We start from the raw sequence: 14,409 nt of genomic DNA on the forward strand, positions 1-14,409 counted from the left end.
ACGTGTGGCCCCCCGGAATCGTCTCCATTCTTCAAGGTTACCAAGGCGAGGCACATGCTGAAACGTTCGTTACACCAGCGGGCCCCGCGCCCGCGCAGAGAGGAGCCCGCCCCCTTCAAGGGGGGCGGGCCGGCGGGTCGTCAGCCCCGCGCCGTGGCGAGGACATCGCCCAGGGCGTCCGCGAGCAGGTCGATCTCGTCCTCGGTGGCCACCAGCGCGGGGGCGAAGCGCACGGTCGATCCATGGGTGTCCTTGGCCAGGACGCCGCGCCGCAGGAGGCCCTCGCACGCCTCGCGTCCGGTCATCAGCGCGGGGTCGATGTCGACTCCGGCCCACAGCCCCCGGACCCGCACGGCCAGCACGCCGGCGCCGACCAGTTCCCGCAGGCGGGTGTCCAGCCGCTCGCCCAGGACGCGGGCGCGCTCCTGGTACTCGCCCGTCGCCAGCATCGCGACCACTTCGTGGCCGATGGCGGCCGCCAGGGGATTGCCGCCGAAGGTCGAGCCGTGGGTGCCGGGGGTGATGACACCGAGCACGTCGTCGTCGGCGGCGACCGCGGAGACGGGGTGGAGGCCGCCGCCCAGGGCCTTGCCGAGGACGTAGACGTCCGGGACGACCTCCTCGTGGTCACAGGCGAAGGTGCGCCCGGTGCGGGCCAGGCCGGACTGGATCTCGTCGGCCACCATCAGCACGTCGCGGCGGGTGCACAGCTCGCGCAGGTCCCTGAGGAAGCCTGGCGGCGGGAGGACCACGCCGCCCTCGCCCTGCACGGGTTCGAAGAGGACCGCGACCACCGTGTCGTCGATCGCGTCGGCGAGTGCCCGGATGTCGCCGTACGGAACCCGCGTGAAGCCGGGTGTGAACGGCCCGTAGTCGTCGGTGGCGAGGGGGTCGTCGGAGAAGCCGACGATCGTGGTCGTCCGCCCGTGGAAGTTGCCGCTCATCGTGACGACGGTGGCCCGGCCGGCCTCCACGCCCTTGGTGACGTAGCCCCACTTGCGGCTGACCTTGATGGCCGTCTCCACCGCCTCGGCGCCGCTGTTCATCGGCAGCACGCGGTCCTTGCCGGTGAGCCCGGCGAGCGCCTCGGCGAACGGGCCGAGCTGGTCGTTGTAGAAGGCCCGGCTGGTCAGGGTCAGCCGGTCGAGCTGCTCGTGGGCGCGCCGCAGCAGGCGCGGCGGGCAGTGACCGAAGTTCAGGGCGGAGTAGCCCGCCAGGCAGTCGAGATAGCGGCGCCCGTCCACGTCGGTCACCCAGGCGCCGTCGCCGCCGGAGAGGACGACGGGCAGGGGGTGGTAGTTGCGCGCGGCGAAGCGCTCCGTGCGCTCGATGTGTTCCCGCGCCGTCCGTGACGGGGTCGGCGCGCCCGCCGCCGCGTGGCCAAGGCTCGCGCGTCCTTCGCCGTTCCGGTCCATCCCGGCCTCCGCCTTCCCGGCCGCCGGCACAGGGGCGACGACCGAAATTATGGGTTCATGTGGTGACTTTGACACCTAACATGAAATATCCCTTTCATTCAAGGATGTGGGGGCGGGTCGCGGGAGCGGGTCGATGGTGTCGCCTGTCCGGGTGCTCGGGGGCGGCTCCCGGGCCTCGGGCGGCGTCGCGCCCGGGCTTCTCCGGTGCTCCGTGGATGTAACATCCATTACGGAATCGGCTATTGACATGTGAAACCTATCACCTGTTTCATTCTGGCCAAGCGGCGAGGTCCGGCACCGAGACGGTTGCGAGCGCCGCAATTCCCGAGCGCGCCAGTGGAGGCGTCATGAGCTCCCCCGAAGAAACTTCCCAGTTGAACCGCCTGATGTCCGTCATCGACGGGCTGCGTGACGAGATGACGGCGAGCCTGCAGGAACTCGTCCGGATCCCGTCCGTGAGCCCGAAGTATCCCGGCATCGAGTACAAGGACCATGTCGGCCGCGAAGGCGAGGCCACCGCGCTGCTCACCGGCCTCTACCGCCGCGCCGGGGCGTCCGTGGACGTCTTCGCGGTGGAGGAGGGCCGTGACAACGCGGTCGGCCGGATCACCGGCAAGGGTGAGGGAAACTCACTCATCTTCAACGGCCATGTGGACGTCGTCCCCGGTGGGGACCCCGCCGAGTGGACCAAGGCGCACCCGTTCTCCGGCGAGGTGATCGGTTCCCGGATGTACGGCCGCGGGACCACCGACCAGAAGTCCGGGCTCGTCGCCCAGGCCTACGCCGCGATCGCCCTGCGCGAGGCCGGGATCGAACTCGGCGGAGAACTGCAACTGCAGTGCGTGGTCGGCGAGGAGACCGGCGATCACGCCTGCGGAACGGGCGCGGTGGTCGAACGCGGCTACCTGGCGGACGCGGCGGTCGTCTCGGAGCCGAGCGCGCCGCCCACACCGCTGTCGATCGTGGTGGCCAGCCCCGGACTGCTCTGGTTCTCCGTCACGGTCGAGGGAAAGAAGGTGCACGGCTCCATGCGGGGCGCCACCATCCACCCCACCCAGCCCGGCGACGCGATCGGCGTGAACGCGATCGACAAGGTCGTCCTTCTCTACCAGGCGCTGCGCGCACTCGAGGACGAGTGGGCCCGCACCCAGCGGCACGACCTCTGGTACAACGGCCACTTCTCCCTGCTGCCCGGCGCCATGCGCGGCGGCCCCGGCGACCTGACCGTCCCCTTCGCCCTGTCCGACACGGCCACCATCGAGTATGGGGTCATGTACCACCCCGAGCGCTCCGCCGAGGACGTGATGGCCGAGATCGAGCGCGCCATCGACCGCGCGGCGGACGCCGACCCGTGGCTGCGGACCCACCGCCCGCGCTGCGAGTGGAAGCTCAACTGGGACCCCTTCGTCACCTCGCCCGACGACAGCATCAGCCAGGCCGTCGCCGGCGCGTACCGGACCGCGGCCCAGGGCACCGGCTTCAGCGACCAGCCCTCCTACACCGGGCTCTACGGCGTGTGCGACGCGACCGTGTTCACCCGCACCGGCGTGCCGTCGGTCGTCTTCGGCCCCGGCGACCTGCGCGTCGCCCACGGCAACGACGAGTACGTCGATCTCGACGAGGTCTGGCTCGCCGCCCGCACCTACGCCGTCCTGGCCACCCGCTGGTGCGGGACCGCGTCCCCCGTCTCCTGACCCGGACGGACCTCCTGCCCGTCGGCCGCCCCCACCCCCGGCCGCTCCCCGCGCCCCGGACCAGAAGGCTCACTCATGACCACTGACGTCCCCCACAGACAAAGCCCCGACGACAACCCGTCGTCGGCGTACCGCCAGCCGAAGTCGGTGGAGCAGTACGGCCTCGAACCCATACCGGACGACCAGCGGACCGTGCGCTGGTACGACCTGTTCCAGATCATCTTCAACGTGATGCTCAACCCCGGCCTGATCCTCATCGCCGGACTCGCGGTGGTCTCCGGGCTCTCCTTCTGGGCCGCAGTCGTCGCCCAGGTGCTGGGCGTCCTCATCGCCTTCTGCGCCTACACCGTCATGGCCACCGTCGGCGTCGACTACGGACTGCCCGGGATCGTCTCGACCCGGGCGTTCCTCGGCATCGCGGCCTCGCGCTGGCTGATCTCCCTGCTGCGCGCCGTCAGCTCGGCCTTCTGGTTCGCCTTCCAGACCCTGGCCGGAGCCATGGGCATCCTGGCCGTGCTCGACGCCTGGCTCGGGGTGAGGCCCTCGCTCATCGCCGTCAGCATCGCCTTCGCGGTGCTCCAGGCCTCCGTCGCCCTCTTCGGCTACGAATCCCTCAAGTGGCTGTCGAAGGTCGCCTTCCCGGTCAAGCTCGTCATCCTCGGATACCTCCTGTGGCTGCTCGCCAACCACCAGGCGCCGGGCTTCGCACCGAGCGAGGTCTTCGCCTACTCCGGCTCGGCCGGCTGGAAGTGGGCGGTGTTCGCGGTCTGGGTGAACTCCATCGCGGCGGCATGGTTCAGCCAGGTCACGGACGCGGCCGACTGCTGCCGCTACTCCAAGTCCCGCAAGGACATGTGGATCGGCACCATGGCCGCCGCGCTGCTCGGAACCGCCGGATCCGCCTTCTTCGGCGCCTACGCCGCCGCCGCGACCCTCGGGACGACGGCGAACGCCTTCGAGGTGATCCCCGGCCTCGGCGTCGGCCCGGTCACCCTGATCCTCGTCCTGGTCGTACTGATCCTGGACAACTGGACGATCAACGTACTGAACGTCTACACGGGCGGCCTGGCACTGACGAACCTCGCCACCCGACTCGGACGCTTCTGGTCGACCCTGGTGGTGGCCGCCGCGGGATCGACACTGGCCGCCTTCCCCGCGCTCATCGACGGGTTCAGCGACTTCATGTCGGCGATGGGCAACGTCTTCGCCCCCGTCGTCGGCGTCCTCCTCGCCGACTACCTCGTCATCAAGCGCGGCCGCATCGACGTACCGGCCCTCTTCGACCCCCACGGCCCCTACCGCTACACCGCCGGCGTGAACATCCCGGCCCTCGCCTGGTCCGCCCTCGGCGCCCTCGCCTTCCTCGCCCTGCCCGACACGATCCTCCCGATCCCCCTCGTGGCACTCGCCAGCGGAGCCGGCTACGCCCTCACGGCCAAGGTGCTCGCCGCCCGCCGGCACACCACCGCCCCCGGCGAACTCCGGCTTCCCACCCACAGCGCATGACCGGACGTCCCGCGCCGCAGCGGCCCCGCACCCCCTGACCGACCACATCACCGAACCCGCCCGGGGCCCGCCCCTCCCACCCGGAGGGCCGGGCCCCGGGCCGGTCCGCACACCACGACACCTTCCCCCGCCGCTGACGGCTTCAGCCGACGGATGTCCGGGCTGTCGGCGTCGTCGGCGCCCGATTCCGCGGGCAGCCGGTTCACCAGGTCCGGGCCGGCCGGGGCGGTGGCCGTCGCGGAGAGGACGCGGCCCCGTGAAGCCGTGGCACCGGATGCCGGATGCCGGTGGTTCCGGTGGGGGCGGCCGACGGTATGATCGGCGGCTGCGAAGGGGAGTAGCCCCGCGAACCGGTCGTCGACACGCTGGAGCCCGTTGCCGGGTTCCCGGTGGCCGGGCCCGCCGTCGGCGATGGTGGTGGGCGGGCGAGACCTTCGGCCCGTTGTCGACGACTGTGCGCGTCGGCGGGGCCGGAGTCGTGCTGCCCCCGTGCCGCCCGCCCTTCGGGTTCCCGCCGGTGCGGGAAGGCCTGACGAGTTTCGTGATCCATTTCGTTTTGCTCATCGTGTGCGCGGTGGCGATCTACCTCTCGTGCGAGTGGTTCGTCAACGCGGTGGAGTGGCTGGGCGAGCGCCTCAACGTGGGAAAGATGGCGGTCGGCACGATCCTGGCCGCCTTCGGCACCGCTCTGCCCGAATCGGTGGTCACCCTGGTCGCGGTGACCACCGGAGGCACCGAGGAGGCGAAGAACATCGGCGTGGGCGCCGCGATGGGCGGCCCCCTCGCGCTGGCGACCGTCGCCTACGGCGTCACCGGAGCGGCGCTGCTGGTCAAGCGCCGCCGCGACCGCGCCTCGGCCCTGGCCACCGGCGTCACCGTCCCGCCCGCCTCGCAGGCGCTGGGCACGGAGAAGGACATGCGGCGCCTGGCGAAGGACCAGAAGTGGTTCCTGCCGATCTTCTTCGTGAAGGTGTCGCTCGGCCTGGTCGCGTTCGCGTTCAAGCCTGCCCTGGGCGTGCTGTTCTTCGCCGCCTACGCCGTGTACTTCTGGCGCGAGATCCGCGCCAGCCGGGCCGACGAGGCCGCCGACGGCGATGACGGGGACGAGGAGGAGCTGGAGGCGCTGAAGATCCAGCCGAAGAAGGACTCGCCGGACACCTGGGCGGTCGTCGTCCAGACCCTGGCGACCCTCGTGGTGATCTTCATCGCCGCTCACTACTTCGTCGCCCAGCTCGACGTCATCGGCCCGATGCTCGGTCTGTCCGCCACCGTCACCGCCCTGCTGCTCTCCCCGATCGCCACCGAACTGCCCGAGATCATGAACGCGATCATCTGGGTCCGCCAGGGCAAGGTGAGGCTGGCGCTCGCCAACATCTCCGGCGCGATGATGATCCAGGCCACCGTCCCCAGCGGCATCGGCCTGCTGTTCACCAAGTGGCACTTCGACGGCCCGCTGCTGTGGTCCGGCCTCGTGACCATGGCCGCGATCGTCTACCTCCTGCTGACCATGCGCGCCCACCGGCTCACCCCGGCGCGGCTGACCGTCGCCGCCGGCTTCTACGCGGTCTTCGCCATCGGCTTGATCCCCATGCTCACCTGACCCCGCCCGTACGCGCCCGCCCCGTCCGCCGGGGATGGGGGCGGGCCACGGAACCCGCGCCGGACGTCACGGGGTGTGATGCCGGCGGCCCGTTCACCCCCCCGGCGCACTTCGCGGCCGTCGGACGGTCAGCCGTCCCCGAGGGCGGCCGCGGCCCCCGCCGCGAGGCGGACGGCGCGCCGCGCCACCGCCTCGTACGGGTCACCCGACTCGATCAGCTCGGCCGCCGCGTTCACCAGCCCCTGCAGCAGGCGTGCCGTCCGCACCGGATCCGGGTCGCCCAGCGCGGCGAGCGCCTCGGTCAGTGGCCGCAGGATCTCGGCATGCGCCTCGGCCGCGCCGCGCCGCAGGGCCGCCGCGTCCCGGTCGCGGGCCAGGGCCCGGGCGATGCGGTGTTCGCCGTCGCGCACCAGCGCCAGCTGCGCCCGCACGTACGCGGCGACCTGCTCGGCCGGGGCGGGCGGGGCGGCGGCCATCTCGGCGTGGATGCGTTCGGTCCAGCGTGGGGTGACCTCGCGCACCACCGCCTCCAAGAGCTCGCCGCGGTCGGCGAAGTACTTGTAGACGCTGTTGCGGGCCAGCCCCAGGCGCGCGGCCACCGCGCCGAAGGTCACCGCGGCGGCGTCGCCCTCCTCCAGCAGCTCGCGCGCGGCGACCACCAGCGCGGCACGTTGCTGCGCGCGGTGGTCGGCGACGGTGGCGGCACTGATCCTGGGCATGGAGGCCAGTCTAAGGAGCCCGCCCGGGAGGCCGCCGTCGGCCCGGGCCGGGACCCGGCCCGATGGGGAAGCCACCCCCCGCTTGGGGACGCGGTGTCGCCATCTTCTATCTTGGGGACGCCTTGTCCCCAAGATGGAAGAAAGGGCACCTCCGTGCTCCTCGCTCTGCTCGAACTGAAAGCGGCCCGCGGCCGTTTCCTCCTCATGGGCAGCGTCGTCGTCCTCGTCGCCGCCCTGGTCGGCGTGGTCTCCGGCTTCACCACCGGCCTCGGCGACGACACCGTCTCCGCCCTGCGCCGCCTGCCCGCCACCCACCTCGCCTTCGCCCCCGGCACCTCCACCGACCAGTTCGCCCGCAGCCTCGTCGACGACACCGCCCTCGACGGCTGGCGCGCCCGCCCCGGCGTCCGCGCCACCCCCCTCGGCACCACCATCACCCGCGGCACCACCGGGAGCGGCGTCGAGGTCGACTTCGCCGCCTTCGGCGTCGAACCCGGCTCCTTCCTGGACCCCGCCCCCGGCAGCCTGGAGCGGCCCGACACCGTCGTCGTCTCCCGCCGGCTCGCCGACCAGGGCGTGCGCCCCGGCGACACCCTCACCGTCGACCGCCTCGGCATCACCCTCACCGTCACGGGCACGACCGCCCGCTCCTCGTACGGACACGTCGCCGCGGCCTACCTGCCCATCGCCACCTGGCAGCGCATCCGCTTCACCGCCCCCGGCGCACCGGCCTCCGGCGCACCGACCTCCGGCCCTTCCGTCGACCGACTCCCCGGCCAGTACACGGCCGTGGCTCTGCAGGCGGACCCCGGCGTCGACCTCGCGGCCGCCGACCGGGACCTGCGCACCCGCACCCTGACCGTCGAAGCCGCCTACCCCGCCGCCCCCGGCTACACCGGCGAACGCGTCACCATGACCTCCATCCAGGCCTTCCTCTACGTCATCGCCCCGCTCGTCGTCGGCGCCTTCTTCGCCGTGTGGACCGTCCAGCGCCAACCCGAGCTCGCCCTGCTGCGCGCCATGGGCGCCTCCCGGCGCCGCCTGCTCGCCCACACCCTCGGCCAGGCCGCCGTCGTCGTCACGGCCGGCGCCCTCGCCGGAGCGGCCCTCGCCGGCGCCGTCGGCCTGCTCGTCGGCTCCAAGGTCCCCTTCAGCCTCCCCGCCACCGCCCTCGCCGCCACCATGGCCAGTGTCATCCTCACCGCCCTGGCCGGCGCCGCCGTCACCCTGCGCCGTGTCGCCACCGTCGACCCCATGACCATGCTCGGAGCCGGACGATGAGCCTGAACCTCCACGACATCACCGTCACCCTCGGCCGCGGCGACTCCCGTACCACCCCGCTGCGCGCACTGAACGCCGACTTCCCGGCCGGCCGGCTCACCGCGCTCCTCGGCCCCTCCGGCTCCGGCAAGTCGACCCTCCTCGCCGTCGCCGGCGCCCTCCTGCGCCCCGACACCGGCCAGGTCCTCCTCGACGGCGCCGACCTCGCCGCGCTCACCCCCTCCGCCCGCGCCCGGCTCCGCCGTGAACGGATCGGCTATGTCTTCCAGAGCGGCAACCTGCTCACCGGCCTCACCGCTCACGAGCAGCTGCTCGCCGCCGCGTCGATCGCCGGACGACCGGTCCGCACCGTGCGCGAGCGTGCTCGGCAACTCCTCGCGGACGTCGGCCTCGAACACCGCCTGCGGCACCGCGCCGACACCCTCTCCGGCGGCGAACGCCAGCGCATCGCCATCGCCCGCGCGCTGCTGCTGGAGCCCGCCCTGCTCCTCGTCGACGAACCCACGGCCGCCGTCGACCGCCCCCGGGCCGCCGCCCTGGCCGGCCTCCTCGCCGACACCACCCACCGCCACGGCTGCATCACCGTCGTCGCCACCCATGACCCGGCCGTGGAGAAGGCGGCCGACCGGGTCCTGGACCTCGCCTCCCTCTGACGAGGGCACGCCTTCCCGGCCTGCTCCGTGAACGGTCGGCCGGAGGTGTCGTGCGCGTCCGGTCCGCGATCACGGAAGCGACCCGGGGCCGGATGGAGCCGCCGATGGCGGCTGGTCCGGCCCCGGGCCGGCGCTGCGCCCACATGGACCGGACCCCGGAGGCCATCGCGTCCCGGTCCCTCCGTGTCCACCGGCGGCGACCGGGCTCGGGGGTCAGTGGCGGGGGTGGGGCGCGGAGAACAGCGCGTCGAGCTCCGGGAAGGCCATGGCCTGGGTGAGGGAGTCGTAGCCGCCGGTGCCGAGCAGCTCCTGCGCGGCGCGCCGGGCAGCGGCGTAGGCGGCCTGCGCCACGCCCGAGCCGAGACTGACGCGGGCCACGCCGAGGGCGCCGAGTTCGGCAACGGTCGGAGCGCCCGGACCGGCCATGACGTTCAGTGGGACGGGGACGGCCCCGGCCAGTGCCGCGATGGTGGCGGTGTCGGTGACGCCGGGGACGAAGACGCCGTCCGCGCCCGCATCGACGTACATGCGTGCCCGGGTCAGGGTTTCCTCCAGCCGGGTCTCCGGGGCGCCGAGCCCGAACAGGAAGGTGTCGACACGGGCGTTGAGGAACAGGTCCGAACCTGCCCGGTCGGCGCTCCGCCGGGCCGCGGCCAGCCGCCTCGCGAGTTCCGCCGGCGGCCGGGTGCCGTCCTCGATGTTGACGCCGACGGCGCCGGCCGCGAGCACGGCGGCCACTGTTTCGCCCACGCCGGCGGCGTCCGTCCCGTACCCGCCCTCGATGTCCGCGGTCACCGGGACGGCGACGGCGGCGGCGATCCGGCCGATCAGCTCCAGCGCCCGGTCGCGGGCGAGGACATCACCGTCCGGGGAACCCAGCGACCAGGCGACACCGGCGCTGGTCGTGGCGATCGCCGGGGCGCCCGCGGCCTCGATGACGCGGGCGCTCGCGACGTCCCAGGCGTTGGCGAGGGCCAGGGGTGCGCGTGCGGTGTGCAGGGAGCGGAAGAGGCCGGCGCTGTCCAGGTGCGTGGTGGTCATGGGCGCAGTCAAACACCGGTTGCCGCCCGCGTCCCGGCGGGAATCGGACATGGACGTCCCGGTCGGAGCAGGGCGGGGACCTGGCTGTCGTCGAGGCGGAAGGTGTCGGGGGCGGTGCCGATGGTGAGCGGTTCGCGGGCGGAGGCGGCGATGACGCGGTCGATGGTGGCGCGTACCTGCTCGCGGGTGCGGCCGAGGCCGTAGGCGCTGTCGCGTTGGCCACCTGGTCGTGGCGCTCGGGGGTCATGGCGGAGATGCCCCGGCGCCGCAGCAGGTGACAGGCCTTGGCGGTGCAGCCGCGTGGGGTCGATGTCGAGGGGGAACGGGTCGGTGAGCGGGCCTCCGGTAGTGGCTGCTGTGTCCGATCGGGAGAGTGGTCGGTGGATGGCGTGTCATCGGATTCACGGGGTCGGCCGTTCCTCCCGGGTGTGGAGAGGAACGGCCGGTGATGGGCCGGTGTGCGGCCCTGTTGGTGCTGAGGCTGTCAGGCGCAGTTGATGAGAAGCGAGGTGACGGCGGTGCAGGTGCGCGATGCGCTGTCGTTGGCGGGGTTGGGGTCGGCGGGTGTGCTGGTGGTGCGGGTGGCGGTGACGGTGTAGGGAGTGCCGAGGCTGAGGACGGCGACGGGCACGGTGATCTGACGGCTGGTGGTGGCGCCGGGAGCCAGGCTGGTGGTGGTGCAGGTGGCCTTGCCGGTGGTGAGGGTGCAGTCGGGGCTGGTCGCCCCGGTGGGGGTGGGCAGGTCCACGGTGACGGTGGCGGAGGCGAGGGTGCGGGGTCCGTGGTTGGTGAGGGTCACGGTGTAGTCGATCCGGCCGTTGAGCAGGCCGGGGTGGGGGGTGGCGGTCACTTCCACGCCGAGGTCGGCGAGCGGACGTTCGGCGATCGCGATGGCGACGGGGGTCGTGCCCACGGGGATGCCGCTGGTGGTGTTGGTGGTGGTGTCGATCACGGAGACGGTGGCGGAGTTGCCGTTGGCGGTGTAGACGTGGCCGCCGTCCGGGGTGACGGCCACGCCTCGGGGGGTGTTTCCGGAGGCGGTGGTCGCGGTCACGGTGTTCGTCGCGGTGTCGATCGTAGCGATGGTGGCGCCCTGGCCGCGGGAGACGTAGACGCGCGTACCGTCCGGGGACGCGGCGACGTCGTACGGGCCGTCGGTGAGGGGGATGCTGGCGGACACGGTGCTGGTGGCCGTGTTGATCACGGCGACGGAGTTGGAGTAGGGGCGGGTGACGTAGGCGCGGCTGCCGTCGGGGGTGAAGGCGACGCCCTGGGGGAATCCGCTGACGTTGATGGTGGCGGTCACGGTGTTCGTCGCGGTGTCGATCACCGACACCGAGCGGGCGTTGTAGTTGGTGACGTAGGCGCGGCTGCCGTCCGGGGAGACGGCCACCTCCTGCGGGGCACTGCCGACGGTGATGGTGGCGGTGACCGTGTTGGCCGTGGTGTCGATGACGGTCAGCCGCTGGAGGCCGCTGTTGACGACGTAGGCGCGGGTCCCGTCGGGTGAGACGGCGATGCCGTTGGCGCCGCTGCCGACGGGGATGGTCGCGGTGACGGCTCCCGTCGAGGTGTCGGTCACGGTGACGGAGCCGGCGTTCCCGTTGCTCACGTAGAGGCGGGTTCCGTCCGGGGAGGCGGCCACGCCTTTGGGGCCGTCGCCGACCGCGAAGGTGGCCGTGACGGTCTCGGTGGCGGTGTCGATCACGGAGACCGTGTCGTCGCTGTAGTTCGTCACGTAGGCGAGCGGCGCCTCAGCCGCGGTCCGTGCCGCGGGGGCGGAGTACGCGGCGGGGGCCACGGCGGTCAGCGAGGCCACAGCAAGGCCGCAGGAACCGGCGATCGCAAGGAGTCGGCGGCCGGGTCGACTCCAGGAGCGGACCGGTGCGGTGGGCAGGCTCATAAGGGGTTCCTCTCGTCGGGCCCGGCGTGGGAGCACATGGCCCGGTGGCCGGCCGGTGGCCCGGGTGGTGGTGGTGTGGAAGTGGGTCAGACGGTGCGGGTCACGTGCCGTACCGAGCGGGGGCCGGGGTGGCGGCCCGCCCGAGGGGCACCCCGGCCCTGGGGCGCCGGGGCCGTGCCGGGACACGGTGCCGGCGAGAGGCGCTGACCCGTCAGGGCCGATCACGTGCGGCTCGACGGCGTGAGGCTGTCGCGGTCGACGTCGTCCAGGAAGAAGAGCCGCTCGGGCTCGGAGCGGGTCGGCTCATCGGCGAACTTCCCGTACGCCTCGGCCTGTTCATCAGTCAGAAGATCCGCCGGCACGAACGAACCGTAGCCAGCCCTGGCACCCGCCCGGCGAGGTTTCCGCGATCCCCGGCGGAGCCACCCGTCGATGTGCTAAGGCCTGTCCGATATTTGATCCTGTGGCAGGTCGAGGTGAGTTGACGGACGCGGCGTGGGAGCGGATATCGCCGTAGGTGGACGGACGTGGCCGTTCGTGGCGCGGTCTCCCTGGGCGGTACGGGCCGTGGCAGACCGTCTACGAGCGGTTCGCCCGCTGGGAGGCGGACGGCACGTGGGCGAAGCTGCTGGAACATGTCGCGGTCCGCGATGACGCGGTGGGGCGGGTGAGCGCCCGCGACACGGTGATGCTGAACATGGTCGTCGGATCAGCGTCGCCCGGGTGAACCGCCCCGACCGGGTCGGCCGGTTTCGGGGGGTTCGGCGCTCAACCGGCTGCGGGTGCGGACCAGGATCCGCCCGAGCATGTTCCTGCCGTTCCCGGTTCTGCCCCGGCCCCAGTAGTGGTCGGTGGTGGTGTCCTCGACGATGTCCTCGTCACCGGTGGACAGCAGGAGGGCGCGGATGTCGGCGTGCGCGCGGAACTTGGCGTCCACCGCGCGGCGCATCACGTCGTCCTTGACCCGTTCCCAGTCCCTCCGCAGAGGCCTGGACGGGTCGCGGCCGAGCTCCGCCGCCCGCAGCGGCGTGCTTGCGCGCCGGACGAGGTCCGCGTGGCGGGTGCCCTTGAACTTCTGTGCCTGGAAGTAGTGTTCCGAGCTCGGCCACCAGAACCCGTCGAGGTCGAAGCCGTGATCGGAGAAGTTCGAGAAGCATCCGTAGGGGACTTCGTCGGCGCCGTAGAAGTAGATCGTCAAGGGAACCTCGCAGGTGTCACGGACACCCGCACCGTGTCAGAGGGGCTCCGGCCGCCGCAACCGGATTTGGCACACCGTCCGCCGTTGACGGTCAGGAGACCGCGGCCAGGTACGCCAGGGCCGTCGCGGTGTTCCGGGACAGGTCGAGCACGCTGTCCAGCACCAGCCGGTGGCCGGCCCACGGAGCGAACTCCTCCCGCCGCCGCTCCACCGCCTCCCAGGTCGGCTCGGGAAAGCCCTCGATCCCCCGCGACCGGCCCTGGAGCCGCCGGCGGTGCACCGCCGGATCCGAGCACACCACCTCGATGAACCTCACCGGCACGCCGCGGCGGGACGCCAGGGCGCGCCACTGCGCCCGAGCCTCCTCCACCGCGTTGACGGCGTCGACGATCACACTCTGGCCCAGGGCCAGCACGCCGTCGGCCACGGTCTCGGCCACGACGTACGCGGCGAGGCCGGTCGGCTGGCTCCGCGTCACCCCCGCCCGCCACATCGCAGCCTCGATCGGGTCCACCGACACGACCGGAGCGGCCAGCTTCCGCCCCAACTCCTCGGCCACCGAACTCTTTCCCGCACCGGGCAGCCCGGCCATCGCGATCAGCACGGGCCCAGACTCGCACGCCCGGCCGACCGCCGCCGACGGAGGGGCCGGTGTCAGGTGATCGTCCGGGGCGGCCCGGGCGGGACGGTCGGGTGGGCCGGGTCGTGGATGATCGGGGTGTGCTGGTGAAGACCGAGTCGGTGAGTACCGCGTTGCCGCCGCCGGGTCCGTCGGGGTCTCCGAGGGTCCGGGTGCACACGCCTGTCGGCAGCGCCACGGCGGTGTGGCGCGGTGGTGTGGAGGACGCGGTTGGCAGGCACCGCATCGAATGGGCCGTCGACGCGAATCTCCTCTGGGGCCGCAACACGTGGCCGGCCGAGCTCGCCGAACCGGGGGTACGCGAGGAGGCCGGCCGGGTCGTCCTGCGAGGACGGCTCCGGCTGACCGGAGACGGCGCCGCTGTCCTTGAACTGGGCGACTCGCAGGTGCTGTTCGACGTCGGTTCACCGCCGCCGCCGGACAGCGCCTGGGTGGAGATCGGCGTCGAAGTGGACAAGGTGGAGCTGTACCCCTACCTCCTCTGACCGGAGTCGCCGGACGCCGGCCGAGCGGCGTCCGGCGATGTGCGGTGGAGGTGGGCTACCCGGCCGAGCCGGAGCCGGAGCGGGGGCGCAGGGACAGGGGGCGGAGGTCGGCCCAGTGGGTGTCGGTCCACGAGGCGCAGGCGTCCTCGGTGCCGGTGAAGCCGGTGGGGTGCCAGCCGGCGGGGGTGGGGAGGTGGGCGGGGTGGAGGGCGTGCTGGTCCTCGTCGTTGACCAGCACGGTCCAGTGGGCGGCGGGGGAGTGGGACATCGGGGC

Annotated in this window: 14 protein-coding genes and 1 pseudogene; 7 read left to right on the forward strand and 8 right to left on the reverse strand. The window is 72.7% G+C overall.

The features are described 5' to 3' along the window. Positions 1-140 precede the first annotated feature (140 nt). Positions 141-1,415, reverse strand: coding sequence for an ornithine--oxo-acid transaminase (gene rocD, locus ABZW10_RS21485; RefSeq protein ID WP_355368174.1), 1,275 nt, complete (start codon positions 1,413-1,415; stop codon positions 141-143). A 347-nt stretch (positions 1,416-1,762) separates the two neighbouring features. On the opposite strand from rocD, the gene ABZW10_RS21490 reads away from it, so the two are divergent. The 3 genes from ABZW10_RS21490 to ABZW10_RS21500 all read left to right on the forward strand — a co-directional run bounded on the left by ABZW10_RS21490 (position 1,763) and on the right by ABZW10_RS21500 (position 6,215). Then, on the forward strand, positions 1,763-3,109 hold the full coding sequence (locus ABZW10_RS21490) for an ArgE/DapE family deacylase (RefSeq protein ID WP_355368177.1): 1,347 nt from the start codon (positions 1,763-1,765) through the stop codon (positions 3,107-3,109). Between the two features lie 75 nt (positions 3,110-3,184). Continuing rightward, a complete protein-coding gene (locus ABZW10_RS21495) occupies positions 3,185-4,615 on the forward strand; it encodes a cytosine permease (RefSeq protein WP_355368180.1) in 1,431 nt (476 codons plus the stop codon). Positions 4,616-5,156: 541 nt separating this feature from the next. Then, the gene (locus ABZW10_RS21500) at positions 5,157-6,215 is read left to right on the forward strand and encodes a sodium:calcium antiporter (protein ID WP_355368183.1); all 1,059 of its coding nucleotides are present in this window, start codon (positions 5,157-5,159) and stop codon (positions 6,213-6,215) included. A 128-nt stretch (positions 6,216-6,343) separates the two neighbouring features. Here ABZW10_RS21500 and ABZW10_RS21505 read toward each other — a convergent pair whose 3' ends face one another. After that, complete coding sequence (locus ABZW10_RS21505; protein WP_355368186.1) at positions 6,344-6,934, reverse strand: helix-turn-helix domain-containing protein; 591 nt, start codon at positions 6,932-6,934, stop codon at positions 6,344-6,346. 153 nt (positions 6,935-7,087) lie between these two features. Here ABZW10_RS21505 and ABZW10_RS21510 point away from each other — a divergent pair, with 153 nt between their 5' ends. Then, positions 7,088-8,215, forward strand: coding sequence for an ABC transporter permease (locus ABZW10_RS21510; protein WP_355368189.1), 1,128 nt, complete (start codon positions 7,088-7,090; stop codon positions 8,213-8,215). After that, on the forward strand, positions 8,212-8,868 hold the full coding sequence (locus tag ABZW10_RS21515) for an ATP-binding cassette domain-containing protein (protein WP_355368192.1): 657 nt from the start codon (positions 8,212-8,214) through the stop codon (positions 8,866-8,868). The genes ABZW10_RS21510 and ABZW10_RS21515 overlap by 4 nt, the downstream gene beginning before the upstream one ends. A gap of 213 nt (positions 8,869-9,081) precedes the next feature. Here ABZW10_RS21515 and ABZW10_RS21520 read toward each other — a convergent pair whose 3' ends face one another. The 3 genes from ABZW10_RS21520 to ABZW10_RS21530 all read right to left on the reverse strand — a co-directional run bounded on the left by ABZW10_RS21520 (position 9,082) and on the right by ABZW10_RS21530 (position 12,174). Beyond that, on the reverse strand, positions 9,082-9,909 hold the full coding sequence (locus ABZW10_RS21520; RefSeq protein WP_355368195.1) for an isocitrate lyase/phosphoenolpyruvate mutase family protein: 828 nt from the start codon (positions 9,907-9,909) through the stop codon (positions 9,082-9,084). Positions 9,910-10,393: 484 nt separating this feature from the next. After that, on the reverse strand, positions 10,394-11,812 hold the full coding sequence (locus ABZW10_RS21525) for a beta-propeller fold lactonase family protein (RefSeq protein ID WP_355368198.1): 1,419 nt from the start codon (positions 11,810-11,812) through the stop codon (positions 10,394-10,396). A 221-nt stretch (positions 11,813-12,033) separates the two neighbouring features. After that, a complete protein-coding gene (locus ABZW10_RS21530) occupies positions 12,034-12,174 on the reverse strand; it encodes a hypothetical protein (protein WP_355368201.1) in 141 nt (46 codons plus the stop codon). Positions 12,175-12,329: 155 nt separating this feature from the next. Between ABZW10_RS21530 and ABZW10_RS21535 the strand changes: the two are divergent. Continuing rightward, positions 12,330-12,482, forward strand: a pseudogene (locus ABZW10_RS21535) (transposase); the annotation flags it as partial. 39 nt (positions 12,483-12,521) lie between these two features. Here ABZW10_RS21535 and ABZW10_RS21540 read toward each other — a convergent pair. Together ABZW10_RS21540 and ABZW10_RS21545 are read right to left on the reverse strand one after the other, a co-directional pair. After that, positions 12,522-13,010, reverse strand: a complete 489-nt coding sequence (locus ABZW10_RS21540; protein WP_355368204.1) for an NADAR family protein — start codon at positions 13,008-13,010, stop codon at positions 12,522-12,524. A gap of 91 nt (positions 13,011-13,101) precedes the next feature. Continuing rightward, positions 13,102-13,614, reverse strand: a complete 513-nt coding sequence (locus ABZW10_RS21545; protein WP_355368207.1) for an ATP-binding protein — start codon at positions 13,612-13,614, stop codon at positions 13,102-13,104. A gap of 116 nt (positions 13,615-13,730) precedes the next feature. Here ABZW10_RS21545 and ABZW10_RS21550 point away from each other — a divergent pair, with 116 nt between their 5' ends. Next, entirely contained in the window at positions 13,731-14,135 is a 405-nt protein-coding gene (locus ABZW10_RS21550; RefSeq protein WP_355368210.1) for a hypothetical protein, read from the forward strand. 55 nt (positions 14,136-14,190) lie between these two features. On the opposite strand, the gene ABZW10_RS21555 is transcribed toward ABZW10_RS21550, so the two are convergent. Next, on the reverse strand, positions 14,191-14,403 hold the full coding sequence (locus tag ABZW10_RS21555) for an MbtH family NRPS accessory protein (protein WP_355368213.1): 213 nt from the start codon (positions 14,401-14,403) through the stop codon (positions 14,191-14,193). Between the last annotated feature and the right edge of the window lie 6 nt (positions 14,404-14,409).

Origin of the sequence: Kitasatospora sp. NPDC004723 (assembly GCF_040609255.1) — a bacterium.
Taxonomy (GTDB): Bacteria; Actinomycetota; Actinomycetes; order Streptomycetales; family Streptomycetaceae; genus Kitasatospora.